Consider the following 21343-nt stretch of genomic DNA (forward strand, 5'->3'; position numbering starts at 1 on the left):
ATGGGGACAGACGAGGCGAACGAAGCCAACACTGTTGGCAGTTCGTGGCGGCGCGTGGTGCGCCTGCTCGAGGAGGACGACCGCGTCTCCCCTCGGCAGCGCGGATTCGTAGTGCTCGCGCAGGCGCAAGGACTCATCGGATCGACGCTCCTGGTCGCGGTCCCCAACGAGCTCACGCGTGAGGTCCTCCAGACCCAGCTCAAGGAGCCGCTCGACGCGGCGCTCCGCGGCGTGTTCTCCGAGGACATCCGCTGCGCGATCGACGTCGACACCGAGCTCGTGCCCCTCCGCGAGGAGATCTTCGAGCCGCTCAAGCGCCCGGAACCCGTCCCGGATCTCCGCCCGGCCCCGACCCCGCCGAGCACGTCGCAGGAGTTCGGTCGGCTCAACCCCAAGTACACGTTCGACACGTTCGTGATCGGTGCCTCGAACCGCTTCGCCCACGCGGCGGCCGTGGCGGTGGCCGAGGCACCAGCGAAGGCCTACAACCCGCTCTTCATCTACGGTGACTCGGGCCTCGGGAAGACCCACCTCCTGCACGCGATCGGTCACTACGCGCGCCGGCTCTACACGGGCATTCGCGTCCGCTACGTGAACTCCGAGGAGTTCACGAACGACTTCATCAACTCGATCCGCGACGACGAGGGCACGAGCTTCAAGACCACGTACCGGAACGTGGACCTCCTCCTCATCGACGACATCCAGTTCCTCGCGGGCCGCACGGGGACGATGGAGGAGTTCTTCCACACGTTCAACGCCCTCCACAACAGCAACAAGCAGGTGGTCATCACCTCGGACCAGCCGCCGAAGGCGCTTCATGGCTTCGAGGACCGCATGAAGTCGCGCTTCGAGTGGGGTCTGCTCACGGACATCCAGCCGCCGGACCTCGAGACCCGTATCGCGATTCTCCGCAAGAAGGCCAACAGCGAGGGCCTCTACGCGCCGGACGACGTGCTCGAGTACATCGCGTCGCGGATCGCCTCGAACATTCGCGAGCTCGAGGGCGCACTCATCCGCGTCACCGCGTTCGCGAGCCTCAACAAGCAGCCGGTCGATGTGGCCCTGGCCGAGATGGTGCTCAAGGACCTCATCACGGATGATTCGGCGCTCGAAATCACGTCGGACCAGATCCTCCAGGAGACGGCCGCCTACTTCAAGCTCACGGTCGAGGAACTCAACAGCAAGTCCCGCACGCGCACGCTCGTCACCGCGCGGCAGATCGCGATGTACCTGTGCCGCGAACTCACGGACATGTCGCTGCCCAAGATCGGCCAGGTCCTCGGCGGCCGCGACCACACGACCGTGATCCACGCCGATCGCAAGATCCGCGAGCTCATGGCCGAGCGCCGCGTGATCTTCAACCAGGTCACCGAACTCACGAACAAGATCAAGCAGGCTCAGCGGGGCGTCTGAGCAGCCCCGCGCGGGGCCCGGACGACAGCAGTGCTGGGACCCGCCGTCGTTCTTGTCGTTCCTTATTAACAGGGGCCTGTGGACAACCCTGTGGGAAGTTAAGTGCACATCCACGCCGGATGGGCTTAAACCCCCCACCCTTCTGTGGAGAGTCCGAATGACAAGAATCCGCCGGTCCACAGCGAGGGCCCCGCTCGTCCGCAGCGAATCAACACGTCGTGAACACCCTGACCCCGCATCGGATCAGGCCAAAGCACGGTTTTCCACAGTTTCCACAGCAGTTATTAACACCACCAATCACAAAATTCTTCAGATCCGTTAGACAACAGGAACCTTCCTCCCCGTACGGGCTCCACTCGATCCCCTTCCGAGCGACCCCCACGTTGAACGTGCCGCCGCTCTTGCGGCTAAGCTGTCCACAGTGCGCGCTGGGACGCACGAATCGTTGAAAGGCGGGAACCCTTCCGTGAAGTTCCGAGTCGAGCGGGATGTCCTCACCGAAGCAGTGAGCTGGGCAGCGCGTTCCCTTTCGCCACGGCCACCGGTCCCCGTCCTCTCCGGACTCCTGCTCCGCGCACACGACGGCGTGGTAAGCCTGAGCAGCTTCGACTACGAGACCTCGGCTCGCCTTGAGATCCCCGCCGAGATCAGCGCCGAAGGCACGATTCTCGTCTCCGGCCGACTCCTTGCGGACATCTGCCGCAGCCTCCCGGCCGCACCCGTCGACGTCGAAACGGACGGATCGAAGGTCACGCTCACGTGCCGTCGGAGCTCGTTCCACCTGGCAACCATGCCGGAGGCGGAATACCCTCCCCTGCCAGAACTTCCGAACATCACCGGCGCCGTCTCCGGCGACGCATTCGCCAAGGGCGTCTCCCAGGTGATCATCGCCGCGAGCAAGGACGACACGCTTCCGATCCTCACCGGTGTGCGGATGGAGTTCGAAAACGGCCTCATCACGCTCCTCGCCACCGACCGCTACCGCCTGGCGCTGCGCGAAATCGTCTGGAAGCCGGGTTCCCCGAGCGTCTCGACGAGCGCCCTCGTCAAGGCCAAGACCCTCAACGAGGTCGCGAAGACACTCGGCGGCTCGGGCGAACTCAACATCGCGCTGGCCGAGGACGATTCACGCCTCATCGGCTTCGAGAGCGGCGGCCGCACCACGACCTCGCTGCTTGTCGATGGCGACTATCCCAAGATCCGTTCGCTGTTCCCTGACAGCACGCCGATCCACGCGATCGTCGCGACTCAGGACCTCGTCGAGGCCGTGCGCCGCGTCTCCCTCGTCGCCGAGCGCAACACGCCCGTGCGCCTTGCGTTCTCGGACGGGCTCGTGGTCCTGGATGCTGGCACAGGCGAAGACGCCCAGGCCTCGGAAGAGCTCGAGGCACAGCTCACGGGCGAGGACATCACGGTCGCATTCAACCCGCACTACCTCGTGGAAGGCCTCGGCGTGATCGAGACCCCGTTCGTGCGCTTCTCGTTCACGAGCGCGCCGAAGCCCGCCATGATCACGGCCCAGAAGGAACAAGAGGGCGACGACGAATCCGATTACCGGTATCTCGTCATGCCTGTTCGTCTCCCGAACTGACGCGACGACCTGGAGACATCCCGAGCCGGTCTGTCTTCTCACCCGCCCTCCCGCCCATACCCGCCCTCCCGCCCCGAACGACGTCGAAAGGACACCCATGCATTTCGGATTGATCGGCCTCGGCAAGATGGGCTTCAACATGCGAGAGCGAGCGCGCAAGGCTGGCCTCGAGGTCACGGGCTACGACCGGAATCCGGACGTCGCCGACGTCGCGTCGATCGACGAGCTCATTGCGGCCCTCCCCTCGCCGCGCGTCGTGTGGGTCATGGTCCCGGCCGGCGAGATCACCGACAAGGTGGTTCAGGAGCTGAGCGACAAGCTGTCCGAGGGCGATCTCGTGATCGACGGTGGGAACTCACGCTTCACTGAGGACCAGCGTCACGCAGCGCACCTCGCGGCGAAGGGAATTCGCTTCGTGGACTGCGGCGTTTCCGGCGGCGTGTGGGGTCTCGAGAACGGCTACGGCCTCATGGCCGGCGGCGAGGCCGACGACGTTGAGCTCGCCATGCCGATCTTCGACGCACTGCGGCCCGAGGGCGAACGCGCCGACAGCTTCGTCCACGTGGGCGGGATCGGCGCGGGCCACTACGCCAAGATGGTCCACAACGGCATCGAGTACGGCCTCATGCAGTCGTACGCCGAGGGCTACCAGCTCCTCGCCGCGAAGGACATCATCAACGACCTCCCGGGCACGTTCCGCGCCTGGCAGAAGGGCACGGTCGTGCGCTCGTGGCTCCTGGACCTCCTGGTCAAGGCGCTCAACGAGGATCCCGGTCTCGAGAACATCGGCGACTACGTCGAGGATTCGGGCGAGGGCCGCTGGACCGTCGAGGAGGCCATCGCGAATGCGGTGCCAGCCCCGGCCATCACGGCGGCGCTCTTCGCTCGCTTCGAGTCCCGCGAGGACAGCTCCCCCGCCATGAAGATGGTTTCCGCGCTGCGCCACCAGTTCGGCGGGCACGCCACTCGCCCCGCGAAGTAGCGCAAGGTAACGGGGTCTCTCCCGGTGTACGTCGAACGGCTCTCGCTCACGGACTTCCGGAGCTACGCGCAGCTCGACCTCGAGCTTGAGCCTGGTCGGGTGGTCCTCGTGGGGCCGAACGGCGTGGGCAAGACGAACGTGGTCGAGGCCCTCGGACTCATGTCCACGCTCTCCTCGCACCGGGTCTCCTCCGACGCCCCGCTCGTGCGGTTCGGGGCCGAACAGGCGTTCGTGCGCGCGGGATTCGTGCGAGGCGCTCAGCGATCGCAGCTCGAGCTCGAAATCAATCCGGGCCGCGCCAACCGCTCGCGGATCAATCGGGGCGCCCCGCGCCGCGCCCGGGAGCTGCTCGGCATCGCCCGAACCGTCCTGTTCGCCCCAGAGGACCTCGCACTCGTCAAGGGCGATCCGTCCGCTCGCCGCCGGTTCCTCGACGAGCTTCTCACCGTCCTGATCCCCCGGCACGCGGGGACGCGGGCCGATTATGAGCGGGTCCTCAAGCAGCGCAACGCGCTCCTCAAATCGGCCCGCACGTCGCGCTCGCGCGGCAATCGGGCCCCCGAGGCCCACGGCGCGACCGTCGAATCCACGCTGGACGTGTGGGATCAGCACCTCGCGACCGTCGGCGCGCAGCTTCTCGCGGCCCGGCTCGAGCTCGTCGAGCGGCTCCGCCCGCACGTCGCGACGGCGTATGCGCAGCTCACTGACGGTTCGAAGGCGGCGCGGCTCGCGTACCGGTCCTCGATCGAGGGCTTCGTGCCGGACGACGACGGCCAGCTCACCGAGGGCCCCGCCTCGCCCGGCGGCCAAGGCTCTGGTGGCCAAGGCTCCCCCAGTGGCGACCACGCGCCGTCGTCCGTTGAGCCTGAGGCGACCCCCGCGGGCGGCCGCCTTGAAACACTCGCCGTCCCCGAGATCGCCGAGCGCTACCTCGCGGCGCTCGCGGCGGCGCGCCCAGCGGAGCTTGAACGCGGGCTCTCCCTCGTGGGCCCGCACCGCGACGAGCTCGAGCTCCTGCTCGGCCCCGCGACCGCGAAGGGCTTTGCGTCCCACGGCGAGACGTGGTCGTTCGCGCTCGCGCTGCGGCTTGCTTCGTATTACGTGATGCTCGACGATTCGACGGTCGAGGGCGACGAGCCGATCCTCATCCTCGACGACGTCTTCGCCGAACTCGACACCGCGCGGCGCACGCGCCTCGCGGGAATCGTGGCGCATGCCGAGCAGGTCATCGTGACGGCCGCGGTCGACGGCGACATTCCCGCTGAGCTGGCCGGGCGCCGGATTCGCGTCATCCCGGGCGGGATCGAAGCGGACGCCGACGCGGAGCCAGACTCCCGGGCGGATTCCGCAGCTAACGCCGTGGGCGAATGATGCCGGCCGAGCTCGGCCCGTCCGGCAACGGGGCCGACCAGCGCAACGAGGTCGACGCCGCCCAGGCCGCGCTCAATCGGGTGCGCCAGGCCGCCGAGGCGCGTGGCGAGGTGCGTACGCGGGTCACGGGATCGCTCGTGCCTCCGCCCCCGGGAACCGCGGGCGGCCTGCGCGGACGACGGCGCGGGGCCGGCAGCGGCGGCTACGGCGGCCGCGACCCCCAGGGCCTCGGAAGCGTCATGGGGCGCATGGTCGCCGAGCGCGGCTGGTCCTCCCCCGTGGCGGTCGGCTCTGTCATGGCGCGCTGGCGCGAGCTCGTGGGACCCGAGGTCGCGGCGCACTGCACGCCCGAAAGCTTCGAGGACACGACGCTGCGCGTGCGTTGCGACTCGACCGCGTGGGCTACTCAACTGCGGCTCCTGAGCACGGCGCTCCTGGACCGATTCGCGCGCGAGCTGGGGCCCGACGTCGTCCGCTCGCTCCAGGTGCTCGGCCCCTCGGCGCCGAGTTGGCGCAAGGGTGCGCGAACCGTCCGCGGCCGCGGACCCAGGGATACGTACGGCTGATTGAATCGCGAGCCGGGAATCCGCTGTCTGCGCCGCTCACCGCCCGGGAGCCACACTCCCCCTTGGATGGCCCTCTCTTGAGCCGCCAAATCCGCCCTTGCGGGCTTCCCATAGGCACCCATAGGGCGCGTGTGGACGGGTTTCCGCGAGTCAACCGGTAGAATTGAGATGTTAAGCCTGCCTACCGAAGAGGGGTCGAGACCGCCTGTGGCTGACGAGAGCGCAGCGAACGCGTCCAACGAGGATGGTGCCGCTGGTTCGAATCCCGAACCAAAGCCTGAACCCAAGGCGCCCAGGGAATACGGGGCAAGCAGCATCACGGTGCTCGAAGGCCTTGAAGCAGTCCGCAAACGCCCCGGCATGTACATCGGATCGACCGGTCCGCGCGGCCTCCACCATCTGGTCTACGAGGTCGTGGACAACTCCGTCGACGAGGCGCTCGCTGGGTACTGCGACCACATTCAGGTAACGCTCCAGCGGAATGGCGGCGTGCGCGTCGAGGACAACGGGCGCGGCATCCCCGTGGACATCCACCCCACGGAGGGCAAGCCCACGGTCGAGGTCGTCATGACGATCCTGCACGCGGGCGGCAAGTTCGGCGGCGGCGGGTACACCGTCTCGGGCGGCCTTCACGGCGTCGGCATTTCCGTGGTGAACGCGCTCTCGACCCGGGTCGACACGGAAGTGCGACGCCAGGGCCACGTGTGGCGCATGTCGTTCCGCGACGGCGGCCACCCCGTGGGCGGTCTGGAAGAGGGCGAGGCCACGGAGGAGACCGGGACGATCCAGACGTTCTACCCGGACCCCGCGATCTTCGACAGCACCGAGTTCGACTTCGAGACGCTCCGCGCGCGCTTCCAGCAGATGGCGTTCCTCAACAAGGGGCTGCGCATCACGCTCACCGACGAGCGCTCCGCGCAGGTCGACGAGGAGGAGATCGCCGGCGAAAACGGCGAGCACGCGCCTGAGCCGAGGACTGTCGATTACCGGTATGAAGAGGGCCTGCTCGACTACGTCCAGCACCTCAACTCCTCCAAGCGGATCGAGGTGATCCACGAGGAGGTCATCGCGTTCGAGAGTTTCGACACCGAGCGGAAGATGGCGCTCGAGGTCGCCATGCAGTGGACCACGGCGTACGCCGAATCCGTGCACACGTACGCGAACACGATCAACACCCACGAGGGCGGGACCCACGAGGAGGGCTTCCGCGCAGCGATGACCTCGCTCGTGAACCGCTACGCGCGCGAGAAGGGCATCCTCAAGGAGAAGGAAGACAACCTCACGGGCGACGACGTCCGCGAGGGCCTCACCGCCGTCATCAGCATCAAGCTCGCCGAGCCGCAGTTCGAAGGCCAGACGAAGACGAAGCTCGGCAACTCCGAGGCGAAGGGCTTCGTCCAGCGGGTCGTCACGGACCAGCTCGGCGATTGGCTCGAGCGCAATCCCGGGCCCGCTCGTGATGTGATCCGCAAGGCGATCCAGGCGTCCCAAGCGCGCATGGCGGCCCGCAAGGCCCGCGACAACGCGCGCCGCAAGAGCCCCCTCGAATCGTTCGGGATGCCCGGCAAGCTCTCGGACTGCTCGTCGAAGGATCCGTCGGAGTGCGAGGTCTACCTCGTGGAGGGTGATTCCGCGGGCGGTTCGGCCAAGCGCGGCCGCAACCCGAAGACCCAGGCGATCCTGCCGTTGCGCGGCAAGATCCTCAACGTCGAGCGCGCACGCCTCGACAAGGCGCTCGGCAACGCCGAGATCCAGTCGATGATCACGGCGTTCGGCGCGGGCATCGGCGAGGACTTCGACATCGCCAAGCTGCGCTACCACAAGATCGTGCTCATGGCCGATGCGGACGTGGACGGCCAGCACATCACGACGCTGCTCATGACGCTCCTCTTCCGGTACATGCGCCCGCTCATCGAGCACGGCTACGTGTACCTCGCCCAGCCGCCGCTGTACCGGATCAAGTGGTCCAACCATCCGCACGACTACGTGTACAGCGACCGCGAGCGGGACGAGACGATCCGCGTCGGCGCGGCCAAGGGCCAGCGGCTCCCGAAGGAGAACGGGATCCAGCGGTACAAGGGTCTCGGCGAGATGGACTACACCGAGCTGTGGGACACCACGATGGACCCGGACCGGCGCACCCTGCTCCAGGTGACCATGGAAGACGCGGCCGCGGCAGACCAGACGTTCTCCGTGCTCATGGGCGACGACGTCGAGTCCCGCCGACACTTCATCCAGCAGAACGCCAAGGACGTCCGCTTCCTGGACATCTGAGCCGGTTTTCCGCCGACAGACGCGCCAGAGCAACTAGAGGAGACATTTCGTGAGCGACGAGACCCCGGAGAACCCCGGCCTCGGCCCGGACGAGGGCGAGCGCGCGGCCGGTTTGTTGGCCGGAGACGCCATCATCGACCGCGTCGAGCAGGTTGACCTGCAGACCGAGATGCAGCGTTCGTACCTCGACTACGCCATGGCGGTGATCGTGGGCCGCGCGCTGCCGGACGTGCGCGATGGCCTCAAGCCCGTGCACCGCCGCGTCCTCTACGCGATGTTCGACGGCGGCTACCGTCCCGACCGCGGCTTCAACAAGTGCGCGCGCGTCGTGGGCGACGTCATGGGCACGTACCACCCGCATGGCGACATGGCGATCTACGACGCCCTTGTACGCCTCATCCAGGACTGGGTCATGCGGTACCCGCTCGCGCTCGGCCAGGGCAACTTCGGCTCTCCCGGCAACGACGGCGCCGCCGCACCTCGATACACCGAGACCAAGATGGCGCCCCTCGCCATGGAGATGGTCAGGGACATCGACGAGGAGACCGTCGACTTCCAGGACAACTACGACGGCAAGAACCAGGAGCCGACGATCCTGCCGGCCCGGTTCCCGAACCTGTTGGTCAACGGCTCCTCCGGCATCGCCGTGGGCATGGCCACGAACATCCCGCCGCACAACCTCCGCGAAGTTGCCGACGGCGTCCAGTGGTACCTCCAGAATCCGGAGGCGACGCGCGAGGAGCTCCTCGACGCGCTCCTTGTCCGGATCAAGGGCCCCGACTTCCCGACCGGTGCGACGATCCTGGGCCACCGCGGGATCGAGGACGCGTACAGGACCGGTCGTGGATCGATCACGATGCGCGCCGTGGTCAACGTCGAGGAGATTCAGGGCCGCACGTGCCTCGTGGTCACCGAGCTGCCGTACATGGCCAACCCGGACAACCTCGCGATGAAGATCGCCGAGCTCGTCAAGGACGGCAAGCTGGCGGGCATCGCCGACCTGCGTGACGAGACCTCGGGCCGCACGGGCCAGCGCCTCGTGATCGTGCTCAAGCGGGATGCCGTCGCGAAGGTTGTGCTCAACAACCTGTACAAGCACACGCAGCTCCAGGACAACTTCGCCGCGAACATGCTCGCGATCGTCGACGGCGTGCCCCGCACGCTCTCGCTCGACGCGTTCGTGCGCCACTGGGTGACGCACCAGGTCGACGTCATCGTGCGCCGCACTCGCTTCCGGCTGCGCAAGGCCGAGGAGGAGATCCACATCCTCCGCGGCCTCCTCAAGGCGCTCGACATGCTCGACGAGGTCATCGCCCTCATCCGCCGCTCCCCCACGGTGGAGGAGGCCCGCGACGGCCTCATGGGGCTCCTCGACATCGATGAGCTCCAGGCCCGAGCGATCCTCGACATGCAGCTGCGCCGCCTCGCGGCCCTCGAACGGCAGAAGATCCAGGACCGCAACGACGAGCTGGAAGCGCAGATCGCGGAATACCGCGTGATCCTCGGCGACCCCGCGCGCCAGCGCCAGATCATCTCCGAAGAGCTCGGCACCATCGTCGACAAGTACGGCGACGATCGTCGCACCCGCATCCTCGCTGGCTTCGACGGTGAGATGAGCATCGAGGACCTCATCCCCGAGGAGGAAGTGGTCGTCACGATCACGCGTGGCGGGTACGTCAAGCGCACCCGGAGCGACCAGTACCGCGCTCAGATTCGGGGCGGCAAGGGCGTCCGGGGTGCCCAGTTGCGAGGTGACGACGTCGTGGAGCACTTCTTCGTCACGACGACGCACCACTGGCTGCTCTTCTTCACGAACCTCGGGCGCGTGTACCGGGCCAAGGCGTACGAGCTCGCCGAGGGCGGCCGCGACGCGAAGGGCCAGCACGTGGCGAACGTGCTCGCGTTCCAGCCGGACGAGCGGATCGCCCAGGTCCTCGATCTGCGGGACTACCAGCAGGAGCCGTACCTCGTGCTCGCGACCAAGCGAGGTCTCGTCAAGAAGACTCGTCTCGAGGATTACGACACGAACCGCTCCGCCGGCGTCATCGCGATCAACCTCCGCGAGGACGACGAACTCGTTTCGGCGCAGCTCGTCTCCGAGACCGACGATCTGATGCTCGTCTCCCGCCAGGGCTTGTCCGTGCGCTTCACGGCCGACGACGACGCCCTGCGCCCCATGGGCCGCGCGACGAGCGGCGTGACCGGCATGAAGTTCCGGGAGGACGACGAGCTGCTCGCGGCCGACGTGGTGAGCGACGACTCGTATGTGTTCATCGTGACCGACGGTGGCTACGCGAAGAAGACTGCCGTCGAGGAGTACCGGCGGCAGGGTCGCGGCGGCCTCGGCATCAAGGTCGGCAAGTACCAGGAAGGGCGTGGGCACCTCAGGGGTGCGCTCATCGTGCACGACGAGGACGAGGTCCTCGTGGTCATGGAGGGCGGCAAGGTGGTCCGTTCGTCGGTGTCCGGCGTTCCGGCGACGGGTCGCGACACCATGGGCGTGATCTTCGCCCGCCCGGACGAGGGCGATCGGATCATCGCCGTGGCACGGAATTCCGAGCGCGGCCTCGTTGAGGACCCGGAAGATGACGGCGCCGAGGGCGGTACTGAGACAGCCGCCCACAGCACTGAGACGCCGGATGCCGTAACGTTGACCGGAGACTCTGTCGAGAACCCCGGAGGTAACGAGTGAGCACGCCCGAGAACGAGGCCCGTCCTGGCGGGTACCCTCAGGTGACCCCACCGGCCCGCCCCCCGCAGCGGCCGGCCGTGTCGCCGTCGTCCGCCAGCAGCCAGCCTCGCGGCGCGCAGCCAACGGTGGCCCAGCGCCCGGTCGGGCCCACGGGGGCCTCCCGTCAGGGCCAGCGCCCCGGTGCGCGCCCGCCGCTCGGCGGGGCGCCGACGCAGGGCCTCGTCCGCCCCGCGCCGAAGGCCAAGCAGCGTCGCGCTCGCCTGCTCGTGAGCAAGGTCGATCCGTGGTCGGTGCTCAAGATGTCGTTCCTGCTCTCGGTAGCTCTCGGCATCGTGACGGTCGTGGCGTCGATCGTGCTGTGGACTGTCCTCGACATCACGGGCATCTTCGACAAGATCAACGGTCTCCTCGGTGAGGTGGCCGGTTCGGAGAGCGGCGGGTTCGACCTCAAGAAGGTCGCCTCGCTCGGTCAGGTCGCCTCGTTTGCGACGATCATCGCTGTGGTCAACGTGGTGCTCCTTACGGCGCTTTCGATGCTCACAGCGGTGCTCTACAACATCGCCTCCGCCCTCGTGGGCGGGATCGGTGTGACCCTTACGGACGACTGATTTCGATTTGGCCGGTGGCCCCGGGGTGCTGTAAAGTCATATCTCGGCCAAAGGCCACATGGGGGCGTATAGCTCAGGCGGTTAGAGCGCTTCGCTGATAACGAAGAGGTCCCAGGTTCAAGTCCTGGTACGCCCACGGAACCTGTTTTCCGACGTGGAGGTGCCCGTGAAGAAGTTGATTGCCCTTGCAATCGCTGCTCTTGCGGGCGCCTTTCTTGTACGGAAGATCCAGGAGTCCGAGGCCCAGAAGAAAGTGTGGAGCTCGACGACGGACACCGTCGACTAGTCTCCGCTCGCGGGCCACGCGGGGGCATGGCGCAATTGGTAGCGCACCTGCTTTGCAAGCAGGGGGTTAGGGGTTCGAGTCCCCTTGCCTCCACCGTGACAGAAGGTCCCGGCACCCTACGGTGCCGGGACCTTTTTTGCTTCCTACGCAGGCGATGGCGTGCACGTAGCCGGTACGCCCTCGCTCCTGTCCCCTTGATACTTCCCTATCGGTCGCGGGTGCGGCGCGTCTCATCGAGGCGCGTTTTCCGGGCTCATGAAGAGGACAGGGCTGCATCACCCAGCTACGCGGAGCGCTGGTACGCGCGGAACGCCGCCGTCGCGAGCCAGCCCATGACGACGGCGAGGGCCGCAAGGAGCCCGAGATCGCCCCACACGGTGCCCCAGTCGGGTGAGGACTTAAGGGCCTCGCGCCCGGCCGCGACCGCCCACTCGAACGGATTGAACCGGGCGAGGTCCCGCACCCACGGGGGCGAGAGCCGCGTGTCCATGATCGCGGAGCTGATGAACATGAGCGGGAACGAGAGCAGCTGCGAGATCCCGATAAGGGCCGTCTGCTGCCGCGCCATGAGCGCCACGGCGTTCGAGAGCGCGGAGAACACGAGTGTCAGAAGGATCGCGGCGACGAACAGGAGCATGAGGCCGGCTCACCCGCGGTTGAATTTCGCGCCCGTGAGCCACGCGACAGGGAGAACGACCGCGGTTTGGATGACCGTGAGGACCGCCTGGAACAGCATGGTCGAGACCATGAGCGCGCCACGGCTCGTGGGCGAGGTCAGGAAGCGGTCCATGACGCCGCGGTCCATGTCCTGGATGTACGAGGTACCTGCCCACGCGATCCCGAACAGCGCCATCATCATGACGATGCCCGGCGTCATGAAGTCCACGTAGCTCCCCGACGCGAACCCGGGGATGTCTGCGATTGACTTGAACAGCTGGCCGAACAGCAAGAGCCAGATCATCGGTTGGACGAGGTTCATGACGAGGTACATGGGCATCCGCCAGAAGCCGCGGAGGAGCCTTGCCGTGAGGAAGGCCGTGTGCGTGACGGCCGCGGGGGACGCCGGGCGCGCGGGGGTGGCGGCCCGGGTCAGGGTGATCTCGCTCATTGGTGCACCATTCCTTCAGTAGTAGCCAGGTAGGTATGCGCGGGATGAGGCTTCCTGTTGAATCGCCGGCCGGTGGCTGACCGCCCCGCTCGCTCGTTCGTCGAGGACCAGCATGAGATCTGCGGCAGCCGCCGGGCCGGGAAGCCACCACCGGCGCTAGGGATATGCGGGTTGGACCGCCACGCAATGAGCATCCGGGCCGGCTTCTCGACACCGACGGTGCCAGTTCCATCATCACCGGAAGGACCAGAGACGTGTCCACACATCAGGGCCAGCTCTTCGCTGGCATCGACTGGGCCAGCAAGACCCACGCGATCTGCGTGGTCGACGATCGCGGCGCGATCAGGATCCGCTTCGAGATCCCCAACACCCGCAAGACGTTCAACGGCCTGGTCACACGACTGACCAAGCTCGGCGTCGAGGGCGTTGCGATCGAGCGCTGTGACGGCCCGCTGGTCGAAGCACTGCTCGACGCTTGCCTGCGGGTCTTCGTGATCACCCCGCGTCAGGTCAAGGGCCTGCGCACCCGCTACAGCGGATCGGGAGCCAAGTCCGACGCCGGGGATGCCTACCTCTTGGCCGACGTGCTCCGCACCGACGGCCACCGGCTCACCCCGCTGACCCAGGACGGTGACGCCACCCAGGTACTGCGTTCCCTGTCCCGCACCCGCAAGCAGCTGGTCGAGGCCCGCGTCGGACTGGTCAACCAGCTCCGCGCCGAGCTGGAGCGCTGCTTCCCCGGCGCGATCGGGCTGTTCGCCCGCCTGGACAGCGACGTGACGATCGCGTTCCTGCGCCGCTACCCGACCCAACACGCCGCCGCCCGGCTGACCCAGGCAAGGTTTGCCGCGTTCCTGCGACGCATCGCCTACTGCGGCCGCAAACCCCTCGAAGAGCTCTTCGCCCGAGTGTCCGAAGCCCCGCCCGCGGGCCTGTCCGCCGACGAAGCCGACGGCCACGCCGCGTGCGTCCTGGCCCTGCTCAAGGCCGTCGAGACCGTCCGCAACCAAGAACGCGAGCTCGAGGCCGAGATCATCGAACGCCTCCACACCCACGCCGACGCACACATCTTCACCAGCCTGCCCAAGGCCGGCCACGGCGTGCGCGCAGCAGCGCTGCTCGCCGAGATCGGAGACGTCCGCGCCCGCTTCCCCGACGAGGAATCCCTCGCCGCGCTGGCCGGTGTCGCGCCCGTGACCCGCGCATCCGGGAAGTACCACGCCGTCGGCTTTCGATGGGCCGCAGACAAGAAGCTCCGCAATGCACTCATCGACTTCGCCGACGACTCCCGCCACGTCAGCCCGTGGGCAGCGAAGGTCTACAACGACGCCATCAGCAGGGGCAAACGGCACCCCCACGCCGTGCGCATCCTCGCCCGCGCCTGGGTCCGCGTGATCTGGCGCTGCTGGCAAGACAACACCGCCTACAACCCCGAACTGCACGGAGGCGCCATGCAAATCGCCGCCTGAGGTTGACCTAGGGAATCTCATGCCGCCACCTCCTCGGCGACGGCGGCCGAGTAGGCCCGGCCCGTGTGGCGGAGATAGACGTCGTCGAGGCTCGGTCGCGCGACGGTCGCCGAGGCGACCGCGACGCCAGCCCCATCGAGCGCCGCGAGGACGTGCGGGAGCGTCGCTGCGCCGTCGTCCGTCCTGCATCGGACGGTGCGCCCGTCGCGCGAGACCTCGCGCACGTCGCTGAGGTTCGCCATGGTGCGGGCCGCGGCCGCTGGATCCGCGTCGAGCCCCGTCTCGACGATCACGGCGTCGCCGTGGAGCTCGCGCTTGAGCCCTTCCGGCGCGCCGCTCGCCACGATCCGCCCAGCGTCGAGGATCGCGACGTCGGCGGCGAGCCGATCGGCCTCGTCGAGGTAGTGCGTGGTGAGGAGCACGGTCATGTTCTCCGTCCCGGCCATGGCCTCGATCTCGTCCCACATGTCCGCGCGCGCCTCCGGGTCGAGGCCCGTGGTCGGCTCATCGAGGAACAGCACGCTCGGGCGGTGCATAAGGCCGACGGCGACATCGAGCTTGCGCGCCATCCCGCCGGAGTACGTCTTCACGAGGCGGTCCCTTGCTCCACTGAGCGAGAAACGCTCTAGGAGCTCGAGCGCCCGCGCTTTAGCGGCGGGACCTGGGAGACCCTGGAGCCGGCCGGCGAGCACGAGGTTCTCGTACCCCGTGTCCATGGGATCGCACACGGACTTCTGCGCGACGAAGCCGATGGCTGCGCGCACCTTGTCGGGGTGGCGGGCGACGTCAATCCCCGCCACGTGTGCGCTGCCTGAGTCTGCGCGGGAGAGGGTCGAGAGGATCTTGACGGCCGTCGACTTCCCGGCGCCGTTCGGGCCGAGGAGTCCGAAGACCTCGCCGGTGGAGGCCTCGAACGTGAGGCCGTCGAGGGCGCGGACTGGGGGCTTGCCGCGTCCGCCGGGATAGCTTTTCGCGAGGTCGGCGGCGGCGATCGCCGCGCCGTTGTGCGGCGTCTGGTGTGGTGACATGGGTGGATTCCTTCGGGGTGGGGTCCTCCCACGGGGCCAGCACTAGAATGGCCGTACCCCGGGCCGACGCGGCGCTTCGCGCGCTGCGGCAGGTGACACTGGAGGACTCGGGTGGTGGCGGCTCGGATGTTGGCGCATCCGGGCCGCCCTTTTGCGGTTGCCGCGCGCGGGGGCGCTGCGTGGCCGATCAGGCCGTTGTTTCTCCCCCCTCTCCCAGTCGGGCCGCGAGTTGCGCGGCGATCTCGTCGCGGGAGGTTCCGGCGGCGAGGGCGGCATGCAGGCCCTCCCACAGGTCGAGCCCGCCGAACGTCTTGCGGTCGATGCGCTCAAGGAGCTCGGCCACAAAAGCCCGCTCGGCCTTCTGAATCGCGAGCCGGTAGGAGGACTCGATGAGGAAGAGTTCAGGGAGGCCGTTTGCACTCGTGTCTTCGAGCTCCTTGCGGGCACGAATCTCGCCGTCGAGCCGCTCGAGGCGCTGTTCGAGGCACGACCTGGCCTCGTCGGGGGTCAGCATCGGCAAAAGGGATAGACCGGCCTCGAAGTCCGGGTATTCTTTGACGGGCCGCGCGAGGAGATCCCGCAGCCAGTCGAGGGCCTCGGTCATGCCGGCGGGCGTGATCTCGTACACGATGCGTTCGGGGCGGTTGCCCTCGCGCTCGGTGCGTGCGGCGCGGATGAAGCCGTGCGATTCGAGCGATCGGATCACCGCGTAGAGCGAGCCGAAATTCAGGCGGATGCTGTCCTGCTTGCCTCGCTCGCGCAGGGTCGTGGTGATCTCGTACGGATACATGGGCCGCTCCCAGACGCACGAGAGTACGGCCAGTGCGAGCGGGTTCGAAACTGGGCGCTTGGGCATGGCCTGGTCGACTCCCCTATCCGCTTCCTAATACTTTAGTCAGAGTATTCTTCATGGAATGCTCGGTCAAGAGCCTAGAGTGGTCGGGTGACCCTCCTCCTCGCTGCTGCCGGTGTGCTCGGCGTCTCCGCGTCCGGGCCGCTCATCGCGGCAACACTCGCGGGAGGCTCCGTGACCGCGCTCGCGATCGCATTCTGGCGGAACGCCCTCGCGGCCGTCGTCATGGCGGCTCCCGTCGCGGTCCGCGAGCCGGCGCAGTTTCGGCGCCTCGGGAGGCGCGAGTTCATGTGGTCTTCCGTCGCGGGCGTCGCGCTCGCGTTCCACTTCGTGTGCTTCATCCTGTCGCTCACGCTCACGTCCGTCGCGGCGTCGACGGCGCTCGTGTGCCTCCAATCGGGCTGGATCGCGGTGTTCTCGCTCGTGCGCGGGCGGAGGCTGCCACCCGCGGTCGTGGTGGGCCTCGGCCTCTCCTTTGCGGGCGTCGTCGCGATCACGGGGCTTGACCTCGGCGGCGGCTCGCACGAGGCCCTGCTCGGCGACCTGCTCGCGGTCGCGGGAGGCATCCTTGCCGCGCTCTACACGATGGCAGGCGGACAGGCCCGCCGGACCATGAGCACGGGAACGTATACGGCGCTCTGCTACGGGGTGTGTGCGGTTGTCGTGGCGATCCTCGCGGCCGCTTCCGGCCAGCGACTGGCTGGCTTCGAGCCGATCGGCTGGGTGGGCATTCTCGCGATCACGGTTGCGGCCCAGCTCGTGGGGCACACCGCGTTCAATCACCTCGTCGCGACGCTCAGCCCGCTCGTCGTGTCGATGATCATCCTGCTCGAGATCCCCGGGGCCGCGATTCTCGCGGCCGTGTTCCTCCACGAGGTGCTCCCAGGTGGGATCTACGGAGGGCTCGCGGCCATCCTGGCCGGACTCGCCGTCGTCGTCCTCGGGCAGCGCCGCTCACGGCGCGAACCGCGCAGTCAGCCCGAACTCGGCGCGGACTAGGGCGCCTCCTGCGCGCCGCGAGCCTCGCGTTCGGCGCGGTCCGCATAGGCGACGGCCCGCTTGGCGCGGTCACCCACGTGGGCGGAGGCCGCGGCGAAGCTCGCGGCGCGCGCGGCAGAACGTGCCGCCTCGCTTGACGCTTCCCGGGCCGCGGCGTCCGCGGCCGTCGCAGCGGCCCGCGCCTCGACGACGCCGATCTCGCCGCGGATCCATGCGTGCGCCGCCTCAACCGCGCGCCGCGGGCGGGCATCGCCAGGGCGTTCGCGCTCGAACAGCGGCAGGACGCGGGCGGCGGCCTCGGCGGCGAGCAGGGCGTGAGCGCGGTGCTCGGACTCGCTCTCTCCTCCCGCGGCCATGGCTGTCCTCGCCCCGCTCAGATCCCGCCGCGCTTGACGGTCGTGGTGTTCGCCGCGTGGATCGCGCGGAGCAGCTTGGCCGGGTAATAGAGAGAGAAGATCACGACCATGGGTGCCTTGAGGGCCATCTTCTTGACGTTGTGCGCCTTGTACGTTCGGTCGAAGCGCGTCACGTAGTAGCGGTAGTCGCGCGGCGAATCCTCGAGCCGGCGCGCGGACATGCCCGAGACCATGTTGGGCCAGTACTGGATCCGCAGCTCGTGCTCCGCGAGGTGCAGGGAGAGGTCGATGTCTTCGTGCAGCTCGTCGCGCTCGTCGAGGCACACCTCGCTGCGGATGATCTCCCAGGCCCCCCGGCGGAGTGCCATGTTGGAGCCGAAGAGGAAGTGGTACTGGTGCTTGGCGAGCTTGAGCATGAGCTGACGGACCTTGTCGTCCGCCTTGAGCCCGAAGCGGCGCATTGGCATGTCGTAGTAGACCACGGGACCGGTCGCGGCCTCCACGGACGCGTCGCTGAAGGCCTTGATGACCTCCTCGACCCAGTCCGGCTCAAGGAGTGAGTCCGCGTCGATGCGGCCCAGAATGTCGCCGCGGGCGGCGTCGAGGCCGAAGTTGCGTGTGGGGATGAGGCCCTGCGCGCGGTCTTGGCTGAGGAGCCGGATCCCCGCTTCGGGGTACTCCTCCTGCATCTGCCGGACGATTGCCGCGGTCGAATCCTTGGACATGTTGTCCACCACGATGATCTCGAGTGCTGGCACCGACTGGTAGATGGCGGCCGTGACGCACTGGCGGATCACGCTCTCCTCGTTGTACGCCGGGATCACGATGGACACGCCAAGGCGTCCGGTCGTGTACGACGACGACGACGGCGGCGAGGAGGCGGGTTCTGGAGCCATCAGCGTCAAATCTAGCAAAGCAATGGAGGGGATCCGCCTTCTGGCGGATCCCCTCCATTGTGCGGCGCCCGGCGCCTCGCGAGGTTCGGCTACGACTGGGACGCGGTTTCGTCCGAGTCCTTGCTCGCGTTGTGGATATTGCGCATCGCGGCGGACGCGTCGCTCGCGACGTGCTTGGCCTCGCTCTTGGCCTCGTCGCTGGCGTCCGCCTCGGAGTTCTCGTCGCTCTCGGGGCCCATCGAGGTCTCGCTCGCGGGCACCGGGGCTGGCTCTGCGCTTTCGGCGCCCTTCGCGGCCTCGGCCGAGCCCTCCGCGGCGGCGCTCGCCTCAGCTGCGGCGGGCGCGGCAGCGGACGACGGCGGGTTGACCGCCACGGGCTTGACGGGCACCGGGGTCTTCCACGGGTCCTCGACGGGCTTGGCGGCCCGCCACGCGGCGACACCGGCCGCGGCCGCCGCCGCGAGGACACCGAAGATGAGCAGGCCGCGCTTCTTCTTCTTGACGGGCTCGTTGGCCACCTGCTGCACGGCCTCCTGGGCCGCGTGGACGGCCTGCTTCGCGGCGGCGTCGGCCTGGCGCACGATGCCCGATTCCGCGAGGCGCTGGGCCACGGCGTCGACCTGGCCGGGAGCCGCGGCAAGCCCACGGTTCACGGTCTCGGCCGCCGTCGCGATGCCCTCTGAGATGCGGGGGAGCACTTGGTCCGCCGCATCCTTGATGGCCGGTGCCGCCTTGTCGAGTGCCTCGTGGACTCGCGGCGCCGCCTTGTCGAGTGCCTCATGGACTCGCGGTGCCGTGCTGTCGACGATCTCGCTGATCTTCGGCGCGAGGTGCGAGAGCCCCTCTTGCAGCTTGGGGGTCACGGTCGCGACCCCCTCCGCCAGATTGTGCGCGGCCGACTTGATCCCCTCTTGAACTTTGGGAGAGGCGGCGTCGAGGCCCTGCTGTAGTCTCGGGACAGCCCACTCGACCGCTGCATCGACGCGAGGCTGTGCCCAATCCCGCGCATTTTCGACGCTGCTCGTGACGGTCTTTTCCAGTGATTTCTTCACGGCTTCCTCCAGACATCGGCTCGGTCACTCGCCAGCCTACGAGAGCATTGCGCCGTATGCTACGAATGTCGGGCATGACGTGGGGTCAAGTTCCGTGATTTCACCGACCGCAGAACGCCCGTCCGGGCCCGGCTGCCGTTCTGACGCCCGTGGAAGAATGAGCGCATGAGCGCAATCGCAACTGCCAAGGCAACCATTCACACGAACCACGGCGACATCGTGGTCAACCTCTACGGCAACCACGCGCCGAAGACCGTGAAGAACTTCGTGGGGCTCGCGACGGGCGAGCAGTCGTGGACCCACCCGGAGTCGGGCGAGGACAAGAGCGGCACTCCCCTGTACAGCGGGACGATTTTCCACCGCATCATCAAGGACTTCATGATTCAGGGCGGCGACCCGCTCGGCAAGGGCGTCGGGGGCCCGGGCTACCGCTTCGACGACGAGATCCACCCGGAGCTCAACTTCAAGGAGCCGTACAAGCTCGCCATGGCGAACGCCGGCATCCAGGGCGGCCGGGGCACGAACGGCTCGCAGTTCTTCATTACGACGGTCGACACGAGCTGGCTCTACGGCAAGCACACGATCTTCGGCGAGGTCGCGGACGACGCCTCCAAGAAGGTCGTCGACGAGATCGAGGGCGTGCGCACCGGCCTGCAGGACCGCCCGGTCGACGACGTGGTCATTACGTCGATCGACGTCGAGCAGCTCTGAGCATTCCAACAGCAGAATCTAACCCGCCGAAATATTCTCCATGAGTTATGGAATGCCTCCGGGTGAGCCGGCCGCTCCCCCCGTGTGCCCCCGCCATCCGGACCGTGTCTCCTACGTAAGGTGTCAGCGGTGTGGGCGGCCGGCCTGCGCGGAATGCCAGCGGCCGGCTCCGGTCGGCATCCATTGCGTGGACTGCGTCCGCGAACTGTCGGCGGCGCCCGTCCGAACGCGCTACGGGGCGGCGGTCCGCACCGCCGGAGCCCCGATTGTGACGTGGTCGATCATCGCGCTGTGCGTGCTCGTCTACGCGCTCCAGTGGCTCATCCCGAACGACGAGGTCTATCAGGACTTTGCGTACGCGACGGCCCTGACCGAGGTCGAGCCGTGGCGGATGTTCACGAGTGCCTTCCTGCATTCGCAGGGATTCTTCCTCCACATCGTGCTCAACATGTACACGCTGTGGATCTTCGGGCGGGTGCTCGAACCGGCCCTCGGCCGCGCCCGCTACCTCGCCGTGTACGTCATCTCGGCGCTCGGCGGCTCGGTCGGCTTCTTCCTCCTCACCCCCGTCTCGATGAACGGCGTGATTGGGGCCTCGGGGGCGATCTTCGGCCTCTTCGGCGCGCTCTTCGTCGTCGTCCGCCAGCGCGGCGGCGACGTGACGCAGCTCGTGGTGCTCATCGCGATCAATGCCGCGCTGGGCTTCATGGTGCAGGGCATCGCGTGGCAGGCGCATCTGGGCGGCCTGATCGCCGGCGGGCTCACGACGGCGGCCATCGCCTACGCGCCGCGCGGCCGCTACCAGCTCGCCGTCCAGATCGGCGGGATGGTGCTGGTTGTGGCCATCCTCGTGGTCATCACTCTGGTTCGCATGAATGCCGTGGGGGGATCGCTTCCGACTTCGTCGGACGTTTCCAACATCTGACTTCCCCTGGACGCCGAGAGGCCCCTACCGGATGTGGTCCGGTAGGGGCCTCTCGTGTTGTCCACAAGGGTTTTCCACAGTGTGCACAACTTACAGATGTGTAGTTACTGGCAGGTCACCCCTGCAAAAACGGCGATCCGGGGACTTCCGAGAGCGCCACTTC

The 21343-nt window shown here is 67.8% G+C and carries 18 protein-coding genes, 2 tRNA genes and 1 pseudogene; 15 read left to right on the forward strand and 6 right to left on the reverse strand.

Annotated features, from left to right (window positions below; translation table 11 throughout):
- The 11 genes from dnaA to ACOKR1_RS00055 all read left to right on the forward strand — a co-directional run bounded on the left by dnaA (position 1) and on the right by ACOKR1_RS00055 (position 11876).
- Positions 1–1413 (forward strand): chromosomal replication initiator protein DnaA, encoded by a 1413-nt coding sequence (gene dnaA / locus ACOKR1_RS00005; protein WP_422934764.1) that lies wholly within the window; start codon positions 1–3, stop codon positions 1411–1413.
- A gap of 466 nt (positions 1414–1879) precedes the next feature.
- Positions 1880–3004: a DNA polymerase III subunit beta gene (gene dnaN / locus ACOKR1_RS00010; protein ID WP_422934765.1), complete on the forward strand. Its 1125-nt coding sequence runs from the start codon at positions 1880–1882 to the stop codon at positions 3002–3004.
- Positions 3005–3101: 97 nt separating this feature from the next.
- Complete coding sequence (gene gnd, locus ACOKR1_RS00015) at positions 3102–3986, forward strand: phosphogluconate dehydrogenase (NAD(+)-dependent, decarboxylating) (RefSeq protein ID WP_415854693.1); 885 nt, start codon at positions 3102–3104, stop codon at positions 3984–3986.
- 24 nt (positions 3987–4010) lie between these two features.
- Positions 4011–5357 carry a DNA replication/repair protein RecF gene (recF, locus tag ACOKR1_RS00020; RefSeq protein ID WP_422934766.1) on the forward strand — a complete coding sequence of 449 codons (1347 nt, stop codon included), beginning with the start codon at positions 4011–4013 and terminating at the stop codon, positions 5355–5357.
- Entirely contained in the window at positions 5357–5923 is a 567-nt protein-coding gene (locus ACOKR1_RS00025) for a DUF721 domain-containing protein (protein ID WP_422936702.1), read from the forward strand. The genes recF and ACOKR1_RS00025 overlap by 1 nt, the downstream gene beginning before the upstream one ends.
- A 207-nt stretch (positions 5924–6130) precedes the next feature.
- Positions 6131–8197, forward strand: coding sequence for a DNA topoisomerase (ATP-hydrolyzing) subunit B (gene gyrB / locus ACOKR1_RS00030; RefSeq protein ID WP_422934767.1), 2067 nt, complete (start codon positions 6131–6133; stop codon positions 8195–8197).
- 49 nt (positions 8198–8246) lie between these two features.
- Complete coding sequence (gene gyrA / locus ACOKR1_RS00035; protein ID WP_422934768.1) at positions 8247–10889, forward strand: DNA gyrase subunit A; 2643 nt, start codon at positions 8247–8249, stop codon at positions 10887–10889.
- Positions 10886–11497, forward strand: a complete 612-nt coding sequence (locus ACOKR1_RS00040) for a DUF3566 domain-containing protein (protein WP_422934769.1) — start codon at positions 10886–10888, stop codon at positions 11495–11497. Before gyrA ends, ACOKR1_RS00040 begins: the two co-directional genes overlap by 4 nt.
- Before the next feature lie 62 nt (positions 11498–11559).
- Positions 11560–11633, forward strand: a tRNA-Ile gene (locus tag ACOKR1_RS00045).
- Positions 11634–11663: 30 nt separating this feature from the next.
- Complete coding sequence (locus ACOKR1_RS00050; protein ID WP_415856613.1) at positions 11664–11783, forward strand: DLW-39 family protein; 120 nt, start codon at positions 11664–11666, stop codon at positions 11781–11783.
- Between the two features lie 20 nt (positions 11784–11803).
- Positions 11804–11876, forward strand: a tRNA-Ala gene (locus ACOKR1_RS00055).
- 190 nt (positions 11877–12066) lie between these two features.
- Here ACOKR1_RS00055 and ACOKR1_RS00060 read toward each other — a convergent pair.
- Positions 12067–12891 (reverse strand): annotated as a pseudogene (locus ACOKR1_RS00060) (ABC transporter permease).
- 254 nt (positions 12892–13145) lie between these two features.
- On the opposite strand from ACOKR1_RS00060, the gene ACOKR1_RS00065 reads away from it, so the two are divergent.
- Positions 13146–14360 carry an IS110 family transposase gene (locus ACOKR1_RS00065; RefSeq protein WP_422934441.1) on the forward strand — a complete coding sequence of 405 codons (1215 nt, stop codon included), beginning with the start codon at positions 13146–13148 and terminating at the stop codon, positions 14358–14360.
- Positions 14361–14377: 17 nt separating this feature from the next.
- Here the strand turns inward: ACOKR1_RS00065 and ACOKR1_RS00070 are convergent, their stop codons facing one another.
- A complete protein-coding gene (locus ACOKR1_RS00070) occupies positions 14378–15388 on the reverse strand; it encodes an ATP-binding cassette domain-containing protein (RefSeq protein WP_422934770.1) in 1011 nt (336 codons plus the stop codon).
- Between the two features lie 187 nt (positions 15389–15575).
- The gene (locus tag ACOKR1_RS00075; RefSeq protein WP_422934771.1) at positions 15576–16244 is read right to left on the reverse strand and encodes a PadR family transcriptional regulator; all 669 of its coding nucleotides are present in this window, start codon (positions 16242–16244) and stop codon (positions 15576–15578) included.
- Between the two features lie 87 nt (positions 16245–16331).
- On the opposite strand from ACOKR1_RS00075, the gene ACOKR1_RS00080 reads away from it, so the two are divergent.
- The gene (locus ACOKR1_RS00080) at positions 16332–17240 is read left to right on the forward strand and encodes a DMT family transporter (RefSeq protein WP_422934772.1); all 909 of its coding nucleotides are present in this window, start codon (positions 16332–16334) and stop codon (positions 17238–17240) included.
- On the opposite strand, the gene ACOKR1_RS00085 is transcribed toward ACOKR1_RS00080, so the two are convergent.
- The 3 genes from ACOKR1_RS00085 to ACOKR1_RS00095 form a co-directional block, all read right to left on the reverse strand.
- Complete coding sequence (locus ACOKR1_RS00085; RefSeq protein WP_422934773.1) at positions 17237–17596, reverse strand: putative immunity protein; 360 nt, start codon at positions 17594–17596, stop codon at positions 17237–17239. The genes ACOKR1_RS00080 and ACOKR1_RS00085 overlap by 4 nt on opposite strands.
- A gap of 17 nt (positions 17597–17613) precedes the next feature.
- Positions 17614–18492, reverse strand: coding sequence for a glycosyltransferase (locus ACOKR1_RS00090; RefSeq protein WP_422934774.1), 879 nt, complete (start codon positions 18490–18492; stop codon positions 17614–17616).
- A gap of 89 nt (positions 18493–18581) precedes the next feature.
- Entirely contained in the window at positions 18582–19544 is a 963-nt protein-coding gene (locus tag ACOKR1_RS00095; protein WP_422934775.1) for a hypothetical protein, read from the reverse strand.
- A 165-nt stretch (positions 19545–19709) separates the two neighbouring features.
- Between ACOKR1_RS00095 and ACOKR1_RS00100 the strand changes: the two genes are divergently transcribed.
- Both ACOKR1_RS00100 and ACOKR1_RS00105 read left to right on the forward strand, forming a co-directional pair.
- Complete coding sequence (locus ACOKR1_RS00100) at positions 19710–20255, forward strand: peptidylprolyl isomerase (protein ID WP_415856423.1); 546 nt, start codon at positions 19710–19712, stop codon at positions 20253–20255.
- Between the two features lie 40 nt (positions 20256–20295).
- Positions 20296–21180 carry a rhomboid family intramembrane serine protease gene (locus ACOKR1_RS00105; protein ID WP_422934776.1) on the forward strand — a complete coding sequence of 295 codons (885 nt, stop codon included), beginning with the start codon at positions 20296–20298 and terminating at the stop codon, positions 21178–21180.
- Positions 21181–21343: the final 163 nt, after the last annotated feature.

The sequence above is a fragment of the Sinomonas sp. P47F7 genome (assembly GCF_049332655.1).
Classification (GTDB): domain Bacteria; phylum Actinomycetota; class Actinomycetes; order Actinomycetales; family Micrococcaceae; genus Sinomonas.